At 36.0% G+C, this 18783-nt stretch carries 18 protein-coding genes and 1 pseudogene; 14 read left to right on the top strand and 5 right to left on the bottom strand.

Annotation, left to right across the window (positions count from 1 at the left end; translation table 11 throughout):
* Positions 1 to 15 precede the first annotated feature (15 nt).
* A pseudogene (locus tag EKQ63_RS18995) lies at positions 16 to 1732 on the top strand (ABC transporter ATP-binding protein).
* A 23-nt stretch (positions 1733 to 1755) separates the two neighbouring features.
* Here the strand turns inward: EKQ63_RS18995 and EKQ63_RS18990 are convergent.
* Positions 1756 to 2013 carry a hypothetical protein gene (locus EKQ63_RS18990; RefSeq protein ID WP_087954619.1) on the bottom strand — a complete coding sequence of 86 codons (258 nt, stop codon included), beginning with the start codon at positions 2011 to 2013 and terminating at the stop codon, positions 1756 to 1758.
* Positions 2014 to 2265: 252 nt separating this feature from the next.
* On the opposite strand from EKQ63_RS18990, the gene EKQ63_RS18985 reads away from it, so the two are divergent.
* Positions 2266 to 2841 carry a TlpA family protein disulfide reductase gene (locus EKQ63_RS18985; protein ID WP_087954620.1) on the top strand — a complete coding sequence of 192 codons (576 nt, stop codon included), beginning with the start codon at positions 2266 to 2268 and terminating at the stop codon, positions 2839 to 2841.
* Positions 2842 to 2958: 117 nt separating this feature from the next.
* Complete coding sequence (locus tag EKQ63_RS18975) at positions 2959 to 3906, top strand: 3'-5' exonuclease (protein ID WP_087997373.1); 948 nt, start codon at positions 2959 to 2961, stop codon at positions 3904 to 3906.
* Positions 3907 to 4154: 248 nt separating this feature from the next.
* Here the strand turns inward: EKQ63_RS18975 and EKQ63_RS18970 are convergent, their stop codons facing one another.
* Entirely contained in the window at positions 4155 to 4652 is a 498-nt protein-coding gene (locus tag EKQ63_RS18970) for a DAPG hydrolase family protein (protein ID WP_087954622.1), read from the bottom strand.
* 588 nt (positions 4653 to 5240) lie between these two features.
* On the opposite strand from EKQ63_RS18970, the gene EKQ63_RS18965 reads away from it, so the two are divergent.
* The 3 genes from EKQ63_RS18965 (at position 5241) to tlp (ending at position 5859) form a co-directional block, all read left to right on the top strand.
* Positions 5241 to 5384: an FbpB family small basic protein gene (locus EKQ63_RS18965; RefSeq protein ID WP_001254697.1), complete on the top strand. Its 144-nt coding sequence runs from the start codon at positions 5241 to 5243 to the stop codon at positions 5382 to 5384.
* 43 nt (positions 5385 to 5427) lie between these two features.
* Positions 5428 to 5562 carry an acid-soluble spore protein SspN gene (sspN, locus tag EKQ63_RS18960; protein WP_000527987.1) on the top strand — a complete coding sequence of 45 codons (135 nt, stop codon included), beginning with the start codon at positions 5428 to 5430 and terminating at the stop codon, positions 5560 to 5562.
* A 99-nt stretch (positions 5563 to 5661) separates the two neighbouring features.
* A complete protein-coding gene (gene tlp, locus EKQ63_RS18955; protein WP_001133509.1) occupies positions 5662 to 5859 on the top strand; it encodes a small acid-soluble spore protein Tlp in 198 nt (65 codons plus the stop codon).
* 28 nt (positions 5860 to 5887) lie between these two features.
* Here the strand turns inward: tlp and EKQ63_RS18950 are convergent, their stop codons facing one another.
* Entirely contained in the window at positions 5888 to 7180 is a 1293-nt protein-coding gene (locus EKQ63_RS18950) for a glycoside hydrolase family 18 protein (RefSeq protein ID WP_087954623.1), read from the bottom strand.
* Positions 7181 to 7289: 109 nt separating this feature from the next.
* Here EKQ63_RS18950 and EKQ63_RS18945 point away from each other — a divergent pair, with 109 nt between their 5' ends.
* A complete protein-coding gene (locus EKQ63_RS18945) occupies positions 7290 to 7709 on the top strand; it encodes an acyl-CoA thioesterase (protein WP_087954624.1) in 420 nt (139 codons plus the stop codon).
* 26 nt (positions 7710 to 7735) lie between these two features.
* Here the strand turns inward: EKQ63_RS18945 and EKQ63_RS18940 are convergent, their stop codons facing one another.
* The gene (locus tag EKQ63_RS18940; RefSeq protein WP_001054449.1) at positions 7736 to 8026 is read right to left on the bottom strand and encodes a HesB/YadR/YfhF family protein; all 291 of its coding nucleotides are present in this window, start codon (positions 8024 to 8026) and stop codon (positions 7736 to 7738) included.
* Positions 8027 to 8134: 108 nt separating this feature from the next.
* On the bottom strand, positions 8135 to 8731 hold the full coding sequence (gene plsY, locus EKQ63_RS18935) for a glycerol-3-phosphate 1-O-acyltransferase PlsY (RefSeq protein ID WP_143881416.1): 597 nt from the start codon (positions 8729 to 8731) through the stop codon (positions 8135 to 8137).
* Between the two features lie 225 nt (positions 8732 to 8956).
* Between plsY and EKQ63_RS18930 the strand changes: the two genes are divergently transcribed.
* The 7 genes from EKQ63_RS18930 to parC all read left to right on the top strand — a co-directional run bounded on the left by EKQ63_RS18930 (position 8957) and on the right by parC (position 18664).
* Entirely contained in the window at positions 8957 to 10816 is a 1860-nt protein-coding gene (locus tag EKQ63_RS18930) for an anaerobic ribonucleoside triphosphate reductase (RefSeq protein ID WP_087954625.1), read from the top strand.
* Entirely contained in the window at positions 10813 to 11265 is a 453-nt protein-coding gene (gene nrdG / locus EKQ63_RS18925; RefSeq protein WP_087954626.1) for an anaerobic ribonucleoside-triphosphate reductase activating protein, read from the top strand. Before EKQ63_RS18930 ends, nrdG begins: the two co-directional genes overlap by 4 nt.
* A gap of 18 nt (positions 11266 to 11283) precedes the next feature.
* A complete protein-coding gene (locus EKQ63_RS18920; protein WP_143881415.1) occupies positions 11284 to 11961 on the top strand; it encodes a response regulator transcription factor in 678 nt (225 codons plus the stop codon).
* Positions 11962 to 12163: 202 nt separating this feature from the next.
* Positions 12164 to 13405, top strand: a complete 1242-nt coding sequence (locus tag EKQ63_RS18915; protein ID WP_087954627.1) for a S1C family serine protease — start codon at positions 12164 to 12166, stop codon at positions 13403 to 13405.
* 79 nt (positions 13406 to 13484) lie between these two features.
* A complete protein-coding gene (locus tag EKQ63_RS18910) occupies positions 13485 to 13898 on the top strand; it encodes a CoA-binding protein (RefSeq protein WP_000972424.1) in 414 nt (137 codons plus the stop codon).
* Between the two features lie 376 nt (positions 13899 to 14274).
* Entirely contained in the window at positions 14275 to 16239 is a 1965-nt protein-coding gene (parE, locus tag EKQ63_RS18905) for a DNA topoisomerase IV subunit B (RefSeq protein ID WP_087997377.1), read from the top strand.
* 1 nt (position 16240) lies between these two features.
* Positions 16241 to 18664: a DNA topoisomerase IV subunit A gene (gene parC / locus EKQ63_RS18900; RefSeq protein WP_087954629.1), complete on the top strand. Its 2424-nt coding sequence runs from the start codon at positions 16241 to 16243 to the stop codon at positions 18662 to 18664.
* The last annotated feature ends 119 nt before the right edge of the window (positions 18665 to 18783 follow it).

The raw sequence follows: 18783 nt of genomic DNA, 5'->3' as shown, positions 1-18783 counted from the left end.
TAGCTTCCTTATTTTATGGAAAGGGATGAAACCAAATGGTTTCATCCCTTTCTTTTTACTATAAAAAAATGGAGGAAACGTCATGAAAGAATATAAAAGAATTTTATTACCGTTACAGAAAGAAAAAATATTAGTAATAGCAGCTGTATGCAGCGGGCTTTTTTCAGCTATTTTAAATTTATCTCGTCCAATATTTATGGGACTAATGATAGATAACCTTATTCAACGGGAATTAAAAGGTGCGTATTTGTACATCGCATTGTTTGCGGGTAGCCGCTTGATGATGTGGATAAACAATCTTTCATTCGATTATGTAAGCTCAAAAGCAAGTCAGCGAATATTACGAGAGAAGCGTTTAGATGTATTACGCCATTTTTTCCTATTACCGTTTGAAGAGAGTGAGAAAATCAAACAAGGAGAGTTAGAAACGTTAGTCGTGTCTGATATTCCAAACTGGGTCAGATTATATGGTTCTATATTAATAGAATATATACACGCCGTTGCGCAATTTATCGGTGCGATCATAGCGTTGCAACATATAGATACACAGTTTATCTGGTGGATAACTCCGTTTTTATTTTTTAGTGCAACGATTCCAATGCTTTTAGGGAAGAAGGTAAGAAATATCGCAAGCATTGCTCAAAAAAATCAATCAAGTGTTGTAGAGATGGTTTCACAGTTTGTAAAAGGTGCACAAGATTTACGTAGTTTGCAAAAAGAAAAATGGGCTATTCGCTTATTTAAAGGAGTAACGGCGCAATCTTATAAAACAGAAGTAAAGAAGACGATGATGCAACACTGCATTGGAGTGGTTGGAACAGTTATTGAAACAGGAGCGTATATCGTTGTTCTCATTGTAGGCGCGCAAAAAATAATGAAGGGGGAAATAGAAGTTGGTTCACTTGTTGCAGTGTTAGCTACAATTGAAATGCTCTTTTTCCCAGTCCGTTACGTGGGCGATGTATTAATGATGACACAAGTTGCAGCCGCTTCGGCAAATAGAGTTTTTTCTTTTTTAGATAAAAGAGTGGCAGATAGCAATGTAGAAAGAGCGATGGGGATGGCGATAACAAATGTTTCATTTCAGGAGAGTGTAGAAGAAAAATATAGAATTCATAATATTGATTTGCAAATTAATCCTGGTGAATTCGTTATCATTGTCGGAGAAAGTGGTGCAGGAAAAACAACGCTTTTAAAATTAATGGCAGGCTTGTATAAACCATCTAACGGTAGCGTTGCTTATTATGGAAATGAGGCTCGATTGACTACAGTGTGGCAAGAACCGCGCTTCTTTCGGACGACAGTAAAAGAGAATATGTATTTTGAGGAAGAGGACTTAGAAAACGAGTTAGAAAAAAATGCTGGACTTGTAAATGTAACGCCAATTATTAGGGGGTTACCGGAAAGTCTTCAAACTGTACTACATAAAAGCGGTGAAGAGTTTTCAGGAGGAGAAAGAAAACGCCTTGCATTATTGCGAGCAATTGTTTCTAATCCAAATCTTATTATTTTAGATGAACCGACTGCCGGATTAGATCCGAGCAATCAAGAAGTTGTTTGGAATATGATAGAAGGGCTAGGAAGCGATGTAACGAGAATTGTAGCGACACATGATGTAGAGAAAGTAATACTAGCAGATCGCGTTGTCATCATGAAAGAAGGAAGTATTGTAGCATGTGGAAGTCCTCAAAAATTAATAAATAGTCATTCATTTTTTAAGAGATGTGAATAAAGATAAGAGCAATGCTCTTATCTTTATTCAGCGTCATTTATTTGATACTCGATAGATTCTGAATGATTCAGATCGACGTTAAAAGTAGCAGTCATAAGGAAAGTTACAATTCCAAGAATTAAGAAAAGGACGAATGAGACTAGAGAAACGTAGAGACAAATACGCCCTACTTTCTTTTTTTCAAGATCGTTACTAAAGAGTGAAATGATCCATGTAATAATACCGATTGGGTATAAAAGAAAACTAAGAATATATAATGTTATTTTTTCGAATGAATTCATAATAAATCCCCCTTTTGTTGAAGTTTATATAACTACGAAAGTAAAAAGGTGAATGGTCCCATAAGAAGATAAACAACACTTTATTTGTGTGTCTAATTATATGATAAAAAGGAAAAAAATACACTTTAAATAAGAATATTCTGATTATTCGGGCTGTGAATATTTCCAAGCTTGTCCGTATAAGCTAAAATAAGGTATATAGTATTTGAGTGATTAAGTTATAAGAAGATAAACACGTTAGGGTGATATAACATGTGGCGAAAGCTTACGATTATTGTAGTGTTACTTTGTTTAGCGGGATATGCAGCTTATGAACAGTTTGGTAAGAAAGATCAAGTAGTACAAGGGAAGCAGGAAAAAAGTGAAGCTGCTATGAAAGAAATGATTGCAAATAATGGTATTGAAATAGGAAAGAGTGCGCCAGACTTTGAATTAACGAAGTTAGATGGAACGAATGTAAAGTTATCGGATTTAAAAGGAAAGAAAGTGATTTTAAACTTTTGGGCAACGTGGTGTGGGCCTTGCCAGCAAGAAATGCCAGATATGGAGGCTTTCTATAAAGAACATAAAGAAAATGTAGAAATTTTAGCAATAAATTATACGCCTTCAGAAAAAGGCGGGGGGATAGAAAAGGTAAGTAATTTTGCTAAGGAAAAAGGAATTACTTTTCCTATTTTATTGGATAAGAACATTGATGTAACAACAGCGTATAAAGTCATTACGATCCCAACTTCGTATTTTATAGATACAAAAGGTGTCATTCAAGATAAGTTTATTGGGCCGATGACGCAAAAAGAGATGGAGAAACGGATTGCCAAATTAAAATAACAGTGAAAAGGTAGAGATGAAATATAATCATTTCTGCCTTTTCTTTTTCACGTAGTGATAACTGCATGGTATGATAAAAGAAATATAAACGTTGAAAGATAAAGGAGTGTATTTGGAGTGGGGAATATATCCTTACCGTTAGATTATGTTGTAATTGACTTTGAAACAACAGGATTTAATCCTTATAATGATAAGATCATTCAAGTGGCAGCAGTGAAATATCGTAATCATGAACTAGTAGATCAATTTGTTTCCTATGTGAATCCGGAGCGTCCAATTCCGGACCGAATAACAAGTTTAACAGGTATTACAAATTATCGTGTTTCGGATGCACCGACGATTGAAGAAGTGTTACCTTTATTTTTAGCATTTTTACATACAAATGTAATTGTCGCTCATAATGCATCTTTTGATATGCGCTTTTTGAAAAGTAATGTGAATATGCTTGGTTTACCGGAACCACAAAATAAAGTGATTGATACTGTGTTTCTAGCAAAGAAATATATGAAGCACGCGCCTAATCATAAACTTGAAACGTTAAAGCGAATGCTTGGAATTCGTTTAAGTTCTCATAATGCATTTGATGATTGTATTACTTGTGCAGCAGTTTATCAAAAATGCGCCTTTATTGAAGAAGAGGCGAAAAGGAAATTAAATACAGAAGTACTTGATGAAACCGCAGTATATGAAGCAGTAAAAGGGATACTTGTACGAAATAAACGTGATATTGAATGGGTACGTTGTATGAATGTGGGAAGCTATTTAGATATAAAAGCGTTTTATCCAGTGATGAGGGTAAAAGTGAAAGGGCGAAAGAAATACGTATTAACAGACATATTAGAAGATGATGTGAAAGAAATATGTACGAGTTTAGTATGTGAACCGGCGTTAAAAAGTGAAGTTGGTAATACGAGAATTATGCTTAATAGCTTAGAGGATGTCCTAAAATTAGAAAGTTATATTTTAGAACAGTATGATTTCATACTGCAAGCGTTGCGTGAATATCAAGAAAGTGAAGTGAATGCAGAAGAGAAATTAAAAGAGTATTTAAACGTTATGGTATAAAAACTCCGTGTGCTATTTTGAAGTGAACCCGAATCGAGGTATAGCAAAAACATCTCCTGAATTCGCATACTAAGTATGTAAATTTGACGGAGGTGTTTTTCAGTTGAAGGGCAGAGTGCATTACTGAGAAGAAATATTGTGATTGGTTTGATAAGGAAAGCCCCCATCATTTTAGGCATATCTAAAATGATGGGGGCTAATTTGTTTTTTAGTTAGTCACTTATTCAAAGAAAATTTGTTTCGTTACCTTACAAATTTTCTTTGAAAAGTTCTGGTAAAAAGTTACTGAACTCACTCATTTCTTCTACGTTATGTTTATATAAACCACTTAGATTAATAAATGGTGGTAATCCTTTCGGGAAAATGAATGTAGAAGTCATTACTGTACCGTTATCGGATTTTTCATATTGATGTATTACTTGCGAAATTACATCGTCATTATCATCTAAACATGAACCCATTAAAACATGGCTGTAATGTGTACTTATAGGACAATTTTTAGGATCTTCCCATCTAATTCTTAGCGGAAATTCTAGTCCGCCCCCAGCAGATTCAATTGAAGCTGATATCGCTCCTACATGCCCATGTACTTTAGGATCAACTAACCATTTAAAATCAACATGTTCTTCTGGGTGCCATAGTTTATATCGTTCAGAGTTATCAATATTGTCCCACCACCAGTCAATCATTTCTGGTGTTACGTTATTCAATTCATGTTCAACTACTATTGATACTTGGTTTTTCATTTTAGTGCCTCCTATTTTTTAATCAACATAGTGTTGGTTATTTATATTGTTATTATAGTTTGCATATTTCATGTGTTCAATAAACAGAAATAGCCGATCTGTTGTATTTTGAACACTTTATAAAAATATGTCTAAAAAAATTTATGAGGTAAAAATTGGGGGGAGAAGACACTAAGTTACGTATAGCTCGTACTAAAGAAGTAATACGTAATGCACGAACTAAATTAATATATGAAAAAGGAGTGGATTGTATACGATAAAGGATAATACAACTAAAGCCAATTTTAGTCTAGGGACATTTGCTTGGAAGTTAAAATATTTTTCGAATTAAGATATGGATTAATCAAACTTATCGTTATATATAAAGAAGGATACCATTCTGGGAATATGTCAAAAGTACCAAGTGAATTGCAGCGGATGGTTTAGGTGTTTTGATATGTGTCCAGATTTCGTGAGTGTTGCAATTTATTGTACACAGAGTTTTTTAGGAGTACTAAAAAATAAAATTTTCTTGCAAATCTGATTAAAGAGTTTTTGCTTTGCTCATACTATGTATAGTAAGAATGCGAAGGAGAGAGGGTGAACAGCATGAGAAGAAGTCGCCGTAAATCGTTTGACGAGCTTGTGAAAGAAAATAAACAACAATTATTAAGCGATCGCGATGCAATCGATCGCATTGAAGAGCGTATTGAAAAACGTTATGAAATGAAACTTTTTAAGCAAGCTGAATAATTCTTAACACTAGTACGATACTACTGTTAAGGAGGCGATAGTAATGGGTAATCCGAAAAAGAATTCAAAAGACTTTGCACCGAATCATATTGGAACACAATCAAAAAAAGCTGGTGGCAATAAAGGAAAGCAAATGCAAGACCAAACGGGTAAACAACCGATTGTTGATAACGGTTAAAGAAAAGGAGAATATTGTATTCTCCTTTTTTATGTATAAATTTGAGGGAAGATAGGTAACTTAAGATGGTGTGTATATACAATATTAGGAGGGAAGTACATGCCAAATCCAGATAATCGAAGTGATAACGCTGAAAAGTTACAAGAAATGGTGCAAAATACAATTGATAACTTTAATGAAGCAAAAGAAACAGCGGAACTTTCTAATGAAAAAGATCGTTCTGCTATTGAAGCAAAAAATCAAAGACGTTTAGAAAGTATTGACTCATTAAAAAGTGAAATCAAAGATGAATCTTAACAGAATGTACAAAAAGGGCTGACTTTTGTCAGCCCTTTTTCGTAATCGTAAAGTTTTCAACGAGTAAACGCCAATTTTGTGGGAATGGTAAACCGATCTTCCAGTAACTAATACCGCCAATACCTTGTTCTTTCATTAAATTGAACTTACTTTGAACAGACCGTGAATCTTCAAACCAAACTTCGTGTTGTACACCATTTTCATCGAAATAATTGAAATGAGGAGCCTGAGCTGTGAAATCATAACGGATCGGAACATTGTATTTACGAGCTAGTGCAACAGCTGCGACAGAGCTAATTGCTTTTGCTGGTGGGTTTCCTTGTTTGAACGGAAGTTTCCAATCGAATCCGTATAAATTTTGCCCCATCATAATTTTTTGAGGAGGCATTTGAGATTTTGCGTATTGAAGTACTTCTTTTACAGGACCGATAGGAGAGATTGCCATCGGTGGTCCGCCCTGCCATCCCCAGTCATATGTCATAATGACGACGAAATCAACAATTTGTCCTTGTGCTTTATAATCGTGAGCTTCGAAGAATTTTCCCTTTTGATTGGAACTTGTTTTCGGTACAAGCGTTGTACTTAATGTGTATCCGTTAGGTAAGCGTGTTTTCACATTTCGTAAAAAACGATTATACGCTTCGCGATCTTCGGGTGCAACACTCTCAAAATCAAAATGAATATCTCGCATACCGTACTTCTCAGCAGTTTGCAAAATATTTGTAATAAATTTGTTTTGGATTGTTGCGTCCCGTAAAATAACTGATGTCAGATCGGCACTGAAATTTCCGTTTTCGATGTTCGTAATAACGAGCATAGGGATGGTATTACCTTGCGTTGCAATATTAGCGATTTTAGCTGTTTCAGTTGGTTCTTTTAACGTACCATCTCTTTTTGCCTCGAAGCTGAAGTAAGCTAAGTATGTTAAAAATGGATTAATAGCACGTGTAGCATTAACTAAACTTTCTTTAATGGGTATAGTGGAAGGTTGTAAATAAGCGATGGATTCTACTGCACGTTGCGTCCCTTTCGGTATATATAATTGCTGTCCAACGTGGAGAATGGATTTTAAAGATAAGTTATTCACTTTAGCTAAACTAGCGAGAGGAACGTTATATGTTTGAGAGATTCGATATAAGCTGTCGCCAGGCTGTACATAATAATTATTTCCTTTCGTATTCACAATTAGTGCCTGACCAACAACGAGTGTTTCAGCTGGATTGAGCCCATTGTCTTTTACTATCTCGTCAGGTGTTGACCCATATTTAGATGCCAAGCTATATACGCTATCACCGCTCCGAACCGTTACAATTTGAATCATATGCTTGCTCCTTTCGGGAAAAGATTCACTGTTTTTATTTTATTTTTGATGTCACTGTATTATGATTAAATGTATGCAAGGTAGCAGAAGTGAAAGAAGGCGAATACATATGTTTGTAGCAGAACATGAAGTTGAAATCCGTTATGCGGAAACAGATCAAATGGGTGTTGTTTACCATTCAAACTATTTAGTGTGGCTTGAATTAGGCCGTACAAAACTTATACAAGATTTAGGATTTTCCTATGTTGAAATGGAGAAAGAGGGGATTATTTCTCCTGTGTTAGACTTGCAAATTTCATACCGTAAAGCGATGCGTTACGGTGAAAAAGCAATTGTGAAAACGTGGGTAGACACTGTGAGCCCGCTTCGCGTTGTATATGGATATGAAATTTATAATGGTGAAGGTGATCTTTGTATTACTGCAAGTACGACAAATATTTGCGCGAAAAAAGAAGGATTCAGGCCCGTATCATTTAAAAAGTTCTATCCTGAGTGGTATGCGAAATATGAGGAAATTAAGAAAAAATAAAAAAAGCGTGGCAGATGCCACGTTTTTTATTTTTCATAATTAAATTGCGGGAAATCATCACCGTCGTTAAATGTAACAGATAAATTATGTCCATCGAAGAACCACTCATCATCGCCTTCAATAAAGAAGTTAATACCTTCTTCTTGAGTTTGAACAGCAGGATGTGCAGGATCATCTTTACGAATACCTAAAGAAAGTCCTTTTTGCACAGTACTGCAACCGCCATATTGTACGAAAAGGCGCAGTGTTTCACCCGATTGTAAGTTTAATTCGTTTTTATACCATTGTGCTGCTTCTTTTGTTACGGAAAGATTCATGTATAGTTCCTCCAAATTATGTTGCTTTTTCTTTAGTATAAAAAATAACGCAAAAAGACGCTATTAATATGCTTCACGTTTTCTTTTTGCGTTATGTGGGTTACGATCTTATTTTTGCTTTTTTGAAAAGTTTGCTTTCGGTTCAGTTTTATTTATAATTCGTCCAATATTTGCACGGTGTTTATAAATAACCATACCTGCTAATAAACACATCGCAATAATGAAGATTTTATCCCCGCTAACAATTGATGCGATAACGGCAACGACAGCTGTTACCATAGAAGAAAGTGATACGTATCTTGTTGTAAATAAAAGGCTGAAAAAGACAACAGCTAATATTGCAAAAACAACTGGTGAGTAGCATAATAGCACGCCAGCAGAAGTTGCAACTGCTTTACCACCACGGAATTTCGCGAAAATCGGATACACATGTCCAAGAACAGCTGCTAATCCGAACCATAGTGGATGAACGTCTAACGCGAAAATAATCGGTAGACTCGTTGCTAATGTACCTTTTAAAATGTCAGCAATTGTAACGATAAAACCTGCTTTTTTCCCTAGTGTGCGGAATGTATTTGTTCCGCCTAAATTACCGCTTCCGTGCTCACGAATGTCAATTCCATAACCAACCTTTCCAACGACTAGTGCAAATGGAATCGAGCCAAGTAAGTAGGCAACGATAAATAAAAGATATGTAGTAACCATAAGTTCAGTCTCCTTTATTCAAATGTGTTGATAAAGGGTAAAAAGAGTTTTTCCCGTATATTGTACCATACATTTGTAAAGAGCACATTTCTTTTTTGTAAATGAAAAATTCATTATTTCGTGAAAAAAATTTCACAGTAATGTTACATTTCTCACAGAAACACTAAGACTATATGTAGTAACATTTTAATCAAAAGACAACAACATATTGGTGGAGGGTTATAAATGTTACAAAATAATACACGTGGAGAAGAAGAATTAATGAAAGTGTTTGAGACAATAGTCCACGGCAATGAACAAGATTTAATGCAAGAAAATGCAAATGTAGATGGCCGCTCTCCGATGGGAGTAATGGGAACGTTCGCATCTGAGAGTGCGAAATATTACGCTGTTGAAAATTTATTGTCAGATCAAGTGAAAAAAGCGATAAATGAAAATATATTATATCCACATGATTTAGATTTTTATGCGACAGGAACGACGACTTGTTCACAAATTCCGTTAGCGCAAATGCTTGCGAACGGTTTTCATACCGGACATGGACATATGAGACAACCGCAAGACATTAAAAGTGCATTAGCTCTTTCATCTATTATTTTTCAAGCGAATCAAAATATGCAGCACGGTGGTCAATCGTTTGCACTCTTTGATGTTGATTTAGCTCCATATGTGAGAAAAACAGTAGAGAGACATAAGAAACGATTACAGTCATATCCGCTTACGAAAGAACAAATAGAAGAATTTGCGTGGAAAGAAACAGAAAATGATACGTATCAGGCTTGTGAAGCTTTCATTCATAATTCAAATAGTATGCATAGTAGGGGCGGGGGGCAAGTACCGTTTATTTCTATTAATTATGGAACAGACACATCGAAAGAAGGAAGACTTTTAATTAAACAACTTTTAAAAGCGACACAAGCTGGTCTTGGTAAAGGGGAAACACCAATTTTTCCTATTCAAATTTTTAAAATGAAAAAAGGTGTGAACTTTGTAGAAAGTGATCCGAACTATGATTTATTTGAATTAGCGTTAGAGACAACGGCTGAACGATTATTCCCTAACTTTTCATTTTTAGATGCGCCATTTAATGCTGTGTATTATGATGGAAGACCGGAAAGTGAAGTATGTTACATGGGATGTCGTACTCGTGTTATGTCTAACATACATGGAGAAGAAACGGCGATTGGAAGAGGGAATTTATCCTTTACGTCTATTAACTTAGTGAAATTAGCGCTCATTAGTGGTTCACAAGAAGCGTTTTTTGAAGCGTTAAATTATTACTTAGATGTAGGAATCCAGCAATTATTAGAGAGATTTGAGTATCAATGTACGAAGCGAGCAAGAGATTTTCGATTTTTATATTCACAGGGCGTATGGCGCGGTGGAGAAAAGTTACAGCCTGAAGATTCTGTAGCATCGATTTTAAAGCAAGGGACGTTAAGTCTTGGTTTTATCGGTCTTGCGGAGTGTTTAGTAGCTTTAACAGGAAAGCATCACGGAGAAGATGAAGAATCATGGAAACTCGGATATGAAATTATTTCCTTTATGAGAGATAGAATGGATAAAGCGACAGAAGAACATGAACTGAATTTCTCAGTCATTGCAACTCCTGCAGAAGGGTTATCGGGGAAGTTTGTGAAAAAGGATAGGGAAGAATTTGGCGTGATTAGCGGTATAACGAACCATAATTATTATACGAATTCATTCCATATCCCAGTTTACTATAACATGCAAGCGATAAATAAAATTCGTTTAGAAGGACCTTTCCATGCTCTATGTAACGGGGGGCACATTACGTATATTGAACTAGACGGAGCAGCTATGCATAACAAGAAGGCGTTAAAACAAATTGTGCAAGCGATGGCAGAACATGGCGTTGGATACGGTTCAATTAATCATCCTGTTGACCGTTGTAAGTGCTGCAGTTATCACGGAGTTATCGGAAATGAATGTCCAAGCTGCGGAAATGAAGATGAGGCCAATATAGAAAGAATTCGCCGCATAACAGGTTATCTTGTAGGAGATATGTCGAAGTGGAATAGTGCGAAACGTAGTGAAGAGATGGATCGGGTGAAGCATAAATGAAAGTGATGAACATCATTCATGATAGTGTAGTAGATGGAGAAGGGTTGCGGACAGTCGTGTTTTTTGCGGGCTGTCCGCATCGTTGTTTCGGTTGCCATAATCCGAAATCGTGGAATATTTGTAATGGAACTGAAATGACAGTAGAAGAAATTGTGAAAGAGATTGCAAGTAATCCATTAACTGATGTAACATTTTCAGGTGGGGATCCATTTTTTCAAGCTGCTGAAGTGAAAAAAATAGCAAAAGCTGTGAAGGATTTGAAAAAAAATCTATGGATGTATACAGGTTATACGTTAGAAGAGATACAGAGTTCTCAAAATAATGATATGATAGAGTTGTTACATTATGGGGATGTTTTAGTCGATGGAAGATTTGAAATCGAGAAAAAAGATTTAACACTTCCATTTCGCGGAAGCTCCAATCAACGTATTATTCGATTGAAAGAGTAAAAAGGCGGGATAGATGATATGAATAAAACAGTATTACTTGTTGAAGATGAAAGAAGATTACGTGAAATTGTTAGTGATTATTTTCGTAACGAAGGCTTTGAAGTGATCGAAGCAGAAGACGGAAAAAAAGCGCTAGAATTATTTGCAGAGCATGAAATTGATTTAATTATGTTAGATATTATGTTACCAGAAATAGATGGATGGTCTGTTTGTAGACGAATTAGAAAAGAATCAGCAGTACCAATTATTATGCTAACAGCACGTTCGGATGAGGATGATACATTACTAGGGTTCGAATTAGGTGCAGATGAGTATGTAACAAAACCTTTTAGCCCGAAAGTATTAGTAGCTCGTGCGAAGACGTTATTGAAACGTGCGGATGGCGTGGTAGGAGTAGCAGAAGAAAATGCTATGTCTTTAGCTGGAATAGAAGTGAATCGTCTATCTAGAACCGTTTTAGTAGATGGAGAAGAAATTGTATTAACACATAAAGAATTTGAACTTCTCGTTTATTTAATGGAGAACAAAGGAATTGTGTTATCACGTCAACATTTATTAGATCAGTTATGGGGATATGATTATTACGGTGATGACCGAACGGTTGATACTCATATTAAAAAACTACGAAATAAGCTAGGAGATAAAGCGAAGCATATTGGTACTGTTATTCGAGTAGGTTATAAGTTTGAAGAATAATCGTAACGGATTGTGTACTTTAGCCTAGGGAAATGTCGATTTTTATATCCTCTTTGGCAGGCAGAATGTACAAAAAATACATTTCTTGTCTACAATGTTAGATAAGAGTATTTTTTTAATTGGATTTCACGATGAGTTCACAAGAAGGACACAAAACGTGACTATACTGAAAATACGAATTCACCAGAGAGGGGAAGTAAACATGGGATATTACGACGGACCAAATTTAAATGAAGAGCATAGTGAAACGAGAGAAGTGAGAAAATCAGGAAGTAAAAAAGGTTATTTTTTCACAGGTTTAGTCGGAGCTGTAGTTGGGGCTGTTTCAATTAGTTTTGCAGCACCATATATGCCATGGGCTCAAAATAATGGAGCGGCGGTATCATCATTTAGTTCAGATTCGAAAGTAGAAGGTACTGTAGTTCCTGTTGTCAATAAAGCAAAAAATGAGACTGATTTACCTGGGATGATTGAAGGCGCGAAAGATGTTGTTGTAGGTGTTATTAATATGCAACAAAGCATTGATCCATTTGCAATGCAACCGACAGGTCAAGAACAACAAGCTGGTTCAGGGTCAGGTGTGATTTATAAAAAAGCAGGAAATAAAGCATATATTGTAACAAACAACCACGTAGTAGATGGAGCAAATAAACTTGCTGTAAAACTAAGTGATGGTAAAAAAGTAGATGCAAAGCTTGTAGGGAAAGACCCTTGGTTAGATTTAGCGGTTGTAGAAATTGATGGATCTAATGTAAATAAAGTTGCCACTTTAGGTGATTCAAGTAAAATCCGTGCGGGTGAAAAAGCAATTGCGATTGGTAACCCACTAGGGTTTGATGGAAGTGTAACGGAAGGTATAATCAGTAGTAAAGAACGTGAAATTCCAGTTGATATTGATGGGGACAAACGTCCAGATTGGCAAGCACAAGTTATTCAAACAGATGCAGCGATCAATCCTGGTAATAGTGGTGGTGCGTTATTTAACCAAAACGGTGAAATAATTGGGATTAATTCAAGTAAAATTGCACAACAAGAAGTTGAAGGAATTGGATTTGCTATTCCAATTAATATCGCAAAGCCAGTTATTGAATCACTTGAAAAAGACGGAGTAGTGAAACGTCCAGCCCTTGGAGTAGGTGTTGTTTCATTAGAAGATGTGCAAGCTTATGCAGTAAATCAATTGAAAGTACCGAAAGAAGTAACGAATGGTGTTGTATTAGGTAAAATTTACCCAATATCACCGGCCGAAAAAGCTGGTTTAGAGCAATATGATATTGTAGTAGCATTAGATAATCAAAAAGTAGAGAATGCTCTTCAATTCCGTAAATATTTATATGAGAAGAAAAAAGTAGGCGAGAAAGTGGAAGTTACATTCTATCGTAACGGTCAAAAAATGACGAAAACAGCTACTTTAGCAGATAACTCAGCTACAAAGAATCAATAATCGGAATAAAAGAAAGTCTCTTTCATATTGAAAGAGACTTTCTTTATCGGCTATACTAAAGGAATAGGAGGGATTAATTATGATGATTGAAAACCCAACTCGTACGGAAATTGGTGAAGTATTAAAGAAAAGCAAAACAATTGCGGTTGTTGGTTTATCGGATAAGCCAGAACGTACATCGTATATGGTTTCAAAAGCAATGCAAGATGCTGGATACCGCATTATTCCAGTAAACCCAACAGTAGATGAGGTGCTAGGAGAGAAAGCAGTTGCTTCACTAAAAGATATTAAGGAACATGTTGACATTGTAAATGTATTCCGCCGTTCAGAATTTTTAATGGATGTTGCAAAAGAATTTGTGGAGATTGATGCAGATGTTTTTTGGGCACAATTAGGAGTACAAGATGAAGATACATATCAACTTTTAAAAGAAAAAGACTATACTGTAATCATGGATCGTTGCATAAAAGTAGAACATGCAATGACAAAATAGTATTGATTGTAAAGTTAGAAAGATTGCTTCAGCCCTTATTATAGATAAGTAGGGCCGATGAACGAGGTGTTCATCATGAGATTTTTTAAAGGCTGTTTTTGGGGATTGTTACTTGTAATCCCGTTTTGGATCTTGATCATTTGGATCATAATAAAGGTTTGGAATATGTAATCTTGGCATACATATCCATTTCTCGTTGACAAACGATTATTTTTCTGAAATAGTAGCCTAGAGGAATCCTTGTGAAAAAACAAGGATTTTTCTATTGAAAATGGTATATAAAAGAGATAAGATAACTTGCCAAAACTATAGTCGAGGCGTTATTCTATAATAGAAACATATGTTCTGATTTTGGATTAGGAAAGGGGCAAGGAGTTTGGCGAAGCATCAGTTCCAATATAATGAAGATGCGATTCAAGTGTTAGAAGGACTTGAAGCCGTTCGAAAACGCCCGGGTATGTATATCGGGAGCACGGACAGCCGTGGATTGCATCATTTAGTATACGAAATAGTAGATAACTCCGTTGATGAAGCGTTAGCGGGATTTGGCGACGAAATTTCTGTCGTAATACATAAAGATAATAGTATTAGCGTTATTGATAAAGGGCGAGGAATGCCTACGGGAATGCATAAACTTGGGAAACCTACACCTGAAGTTATTTTAACTGTACTTCATGCCGGTGGTAAGTTTGGTCAAGGTGGTTACAAAACGAGTGGTGGTTTACACGGTGTTGGGGCATCAGTTGTAAACGCCTTATCAGAATGGTTAGTTGTAACGATTAAACGTGACGGAAATATTTATGAACAACGCTTTGAAAATGGTGGTGTTCCTGTAACGACGCTTGAGAAAATCGGAAAGACGAAAGAATCTGGTACGACAATGCATTTTAAACCAGATACAACAATTTTCAGTACAACAAATTATAACTATGAAACTTTATGTGAAAGATTACGCGAATCTGCATTTTTATTAAAAGGGATGAAAATCTCAATAAAAGATGAACGAAATGATTTAGAAGATGTGTTTCATTATGAAACAGGAATTGAAGCTTTCGTTACATACTTAAACGAAGAGAAAGATTCGATTCATCCAGTTGTATATTTCTCTGGTGAACAAAATGGAATTGAGGCAGAGCTAGCATTTCAATTTAACGATGGCTACTCAGAAAATATTCTATCGTTTGTAAATAATGTACGTACAAAAGATGGTGGAACACATGAAGCTGGATTTAAGACAGCAATGACGCGTGTGTTTAATGAGTATGCTCGTAAAGTTTCACTATTAAAAGAAAAAGATAAAAACTTAGAAGGTACAGATATTCGTGAAGGTGTAGCGGCTATCGTTTCTGTACGTGTACCAGAAGAAGTACTTCAGTTTGAAGGGCAAACGAAGGGAAAACTAGGCACAAGTGAAGCGCGTTCTTCAATTGATGCTATCGTATCAGAGCATTTAGCTTACTTTTTAGAAGAAAATCCGGACGTAGCTACACTTCTTGTGAGAAAAGCAATTAAAGCAGCGCAAGCACGTGAAGCCGCTCGTAAAGCGAGAGAAGAAGCGCGTACTGGTAAAAAGAAAAAGAAATCAGAAGGTACATTAAGTGGTAAGTTAACACCCGCACAATCACGTAACCCGCAGAAAAATGAACTGTACCTAGTAGAGGGTGACTCTGCCGGTGGTTCTGCGAAACAAGGACGAGATCGACGTTTCCAAGCGGTATTACCATTACGTGGTAAAGTAATTAATACAGAAAAAGCAAAGCTTGCTGATATATTTAAAAATGAAGAGATTAATACAATCATTTATGCTATCGGTGGCGGCGTAGGAAATGAATTTGATGTGGAAGATATTAATTACGATAAAATTGTAATTATGACCGATGCCGATACAGACGGAGCACATATCCAAGTATTGTTATTAACTTTCTTCTACAGATATATGAAACCACTTATTGAAGCTGGTAAAGTGTTTATTGCACTTCCTCCTTTATACAAAGTAAGTAAAGGAAAAGGTAAGAGTGAAGTAATTGAATACGCTTGGTCAGATGAAGAATTAGACGGTGTAACGAAGAAGGTCGGAAAAGGCTATATGTTACAGCGTTATAAAGGACTTGGTGAAATGAATGCAGATCAATTATGGGAGACAACGATGAATCCTGAAACGCGTACATTAATTCGCGTGAAAATTGATGATGCAGCAAGAGCAGAGCGCCGCGTAACAACGTTAATGGGTGATAAAGTAGAACCGCGCCGTAAATGGATTGAGCGTAATGTGCAGTTCGGTATGCAAGAAGAAGGAAATATTTTAGAAAATGAAATGATTATGGAGACGGAGGTGGAATAACATGCAAGCAGAGAAGTTTCATGACCTCCCGCTTGAAGACGTGTTAGGTGACCGCTTTGCACGTTATAGTAAATATATTATTCAAGATCGCGCGCTTCCAGATGCTCGTGATGGCTTAAAACCAGTACAAAGACGTATTTTATATTCTATGTATGTAGAAGGAAACGTACATGATAAAGCGTTCCGTAAGTCAGCTAAAACAGTCGGTAACGTTATTGGTAACTATCATCCGCACGGTGATTCTTCTGTATATGAAGCGATGGTACGTTTAAGTCAAACTTGGAAAGTGCGTAATGTTTTAGTTGAGATGCATGGTAATAACGGTAGCGTTGATGGTGATCCAGCTGCGGCAATGCGTTACACAGAAGCCCGTTTATCACCAATTGCATCTGAGTTATTACGTGATCTTGATAAAGAAACAGTAGAATTCGTATCAAACTTTGATGATACGAGTGAAGAACCGGTTGTTTTACCAGCAGCGTTCCCGAACTTATTAGTGAACGGATCTACAGGGATTTCCGCTGGTTATGCAACAGAAATTCCTCCGCATCATCTTGGAGAAGTTATTGACGCTACAATGATGCGTATTGATAAACCGAATAGTACTGTTGATGATTTATTAACAGTTATGAAAGGACCTGATTTCCCAACAGGTGGTATTATTCAAGGGATTGACGGTATTAAAAAGGCGTATGAAACAGGTAAAGGTAAAATTATTATTCGCGGGAAAGCAGAAGTTGAAACGGTTCGTGGTGGGAAACAGCAAATCGTAATTACTGAAATTCCATACGAAGTAAATAAAGCAAACCTTGTTAAGAAAATGGATGAGTTACGTCTAGATAAAAAATTAGATGGCATTGCTGAAGTGCGTGATGAGACAGATCGTACAGGTCTTCGCATTGTCGTAGAATTAAAAAAAGAAGCAAATTCTGAAGGTATTTTAAATTATTTATATAAAAATACAGATTTGCAAATACCATATAACTTTAATATGGTAGCGATTAATAATCGCCGTCCAACGCTTATGACATTACCGAAAATTTTAGATGCATATATTGGACATCAAAAAGAAGTTGTTACGAGACGTTCGCAATATGAATTACGAAAGGCAGAAAATCGTCAACATATTGTGGAAGGTTTAAAGAAAGCATTATCGATTTTAGACCAAGTTATTGAAACGATTCGAGCTTCAAAAGATAAGCGTAATGCAAAAGATAATTTAAGTGCGAAATTTGGATTTACAGAAGCGCAAGCGGAAGCAATTGTATCCTTGCAATTATATCGTTTAACGAATACAGATATTACAGCACTACAACAAGAGGCAGATGAGCTTAATAAGAAAATTATTGAGCTACAGGCAATTTTACAAAGTGAAAAAAGATTACTTCAAGTAATTAAAACAGATTTAAAGAGAGTTAAGAAAACATATAGTGATGATCGACGCGCGATTATTGAAGATCAAATCGAGGAAATTAAAATCGATGTAGAAGTGATGATCCCACAAGAAGATGTCATCGTTACTGTAACGAAAGAAGGATATGTGAAACGTACTGGATGGCGCTCACATAATGCCTCAAATGGCAAAGACTTCGGTATGAAAGAGGGTGACATCTTACTTGAACGATTCGATACGAATACGACAGAGACAGTCCTCTTATTTACGAATAAAGGAAACTATATATATCTGCCAGTATATGAAATGCCAGATATTCGTTGGAAAGATTTAGGTCAGCATGTTGCTAATATCGTTTCACTCGACCGGGATGAAACCATTATTTGGGCAACTGTCGTACCGAACTTTGAGGAAGAAAAGCGATTTATCGTATTTGTAACAAAGAATGGTATGATTAAGAAGACAGAATTAAACCAATATAAAGTACAGCGTTATTCAAGAGCGTTCGTTGCTGTAAACTTGAAAAAAGATGATGAAGTTGTTGATATATTTGCGACAGATGGAACGAGTGATATCGTTCTTGCTACACACGGTGCATATGCACTTATTTTCCACGAAGATGAAGTAAGTCCAGTCGGTGTAAGAGCCGCTGGTGTGAAAGCAATTAATTTAAAAGAAGATGACTATGTCGCTTCTGGTAAACCATTAAATGGTGAAAAAGATCAACTTATTCTCGTAACGCAGCGCGGTGCTGTAAAACGCCTAAAAGCATCAGAAATTGAGAAATCAACGAGGGCGAAGCGAGGTCTTGTTATTTTCAAAGAGTTAAAACGTAATCCATACCGCATTGTCGGTATTGAAATCGTTAGAGACGATGAACTAGTTTACATGAAGACAGAGAAACATATCGTAGAAGAAATTGATCCGAAAGCGTATCGGAATAAGGACAGGTATAGTAACGGTAGTTTAGTACTAGATGTTAATGATACTGGTGAAGTTATTGAAACGTGGACGAAAAAACGACCGGAATAAAAAAAGCATCTTGCCATGAATAATGGCAAGATGCTTTTTTCTAGGCAATTTATTATGTAAATAATAATAATCTTGTTATAATAACTGAATGAAATCGTTCTCATAAAGTGAAACTTAAA

The organism is Bacillus sp. BD59S (genome assembly GCF_007363175.1).
Taxonomy (GTDB): Bacteria; Bacillota; Bacilli; order Bacillales; family Bacillaceae_G; genus Bacillus_A; species Bacillus_A pacificus.
The sequence above is the reverse complement of the archived record's forward strand: the minus strand, read 5'-3'. Positions and strand labels throughout refer to the sequence as shown.

Coding starts and splice junctions, on each gene's coding strand:
- EKQ63_RS18950 (WP_087954623.1), bottom strand. CDS start 7,180: ATGATTCAAATTGTAACGGTTCGGAGCGGTGATAGCGTATATAGCTTG.
- EKQ63_RS18965 (WP_001254697.1), top strand. CDS start 5,241: ATGAGAAGAAGTCGCCGTAAATCGTTTGACGAGCTTGTGAAAGAAAAT.
- tlp (WP_001133509.1), top strand. CDS start 5,662: ATGCCAAATCCAGATAATCGAAGTGATAACGCTGAAAAGTTACAAGAA.
- EKQ63_RS18970 (WP_087954622.1), bottom strand. CDS start 4,652: ATGAAAAACCAAGTATCAATAGTAGTTGAACATGAATTGAATAACGTA.
- EKQ63_RS18910 (WP_000972424.1), top strand. CDS start 13,485: ATGATGATTGAAAACCCAACTCGTACGGAAATTGGTGAAGTATTAAAG.
- EKQ63_RS18945 (WP_087954624.1), top strand. CDS start 7,290: ATGTTTGTAGCAGAACATGAAGTTGAAATCCGTTATGCGGAAACAGAT.
- EKQ63_RS18940 (WP_001054449.1), bottom strand. CDS start 8,026: ATGAATCTTTCCGTAACAAAAGAAGCAGCACAATGGTATAAAAACGAA.
- plsY (WP_143881416.1), bottom strand. CDS start 8,731: ATGGTTACTACATATCTTTTATTTATCGTTGCCTACTTACTTGGCTCG.
- sspN (WP_000527987.1), top strand. CDS start 5,428: ATGGGTAATCCGAAAAAGAATTCAAAAGACTTTGCACCGAATCATATT.
- nrdG (WP_087954626.1), top strand. CDS start 10,813: ATGAAAGTGATGAACATCATTCATGATAGTGTAGTAGATGGAGAAGGG.
- EKQ63_RS18990 (WP_087954619.1), bottom strand. CDS start 2,013: ATGAATTCATTCGAAAAAATAACATTATATATTCTTAGTTTTCTTTTA.
- EKQ63_RS18930 (WP_087954625.1), top strand. CDS start 8,957: ATGTTACAAAATAATACACGTGGAGAAGAAGAATTAATGAAAGTGTTT.
- EKQ63_RS18915 (WP_087954627.1), top strand. CDS start 12,164: ATGGGATATTACGACGGACCAAATTTAAATGAAGAGCATAGTGAAACG.
- parC (WP_087954629.1), top strand. CDS start 16,241: ATGCAAGCAGAGAAGTTTCATGACCTCCCGCTTGAAGACGTGTTAGGT.
- EKQ63_RS18985 (WP_087954620.1), top strand. CDS start 2,266: ATGTGGCGAAAGCTTACGATTATTGTAGTGTTACTTTGTTTAGCGGGA.
- EKQ63_RS18920 (WP_143881415.1), top strand. CDS start 11,284: ATGAATAAAACAGTATTACTTGTTGAAGATGAAAGAAGATTACGTGAA.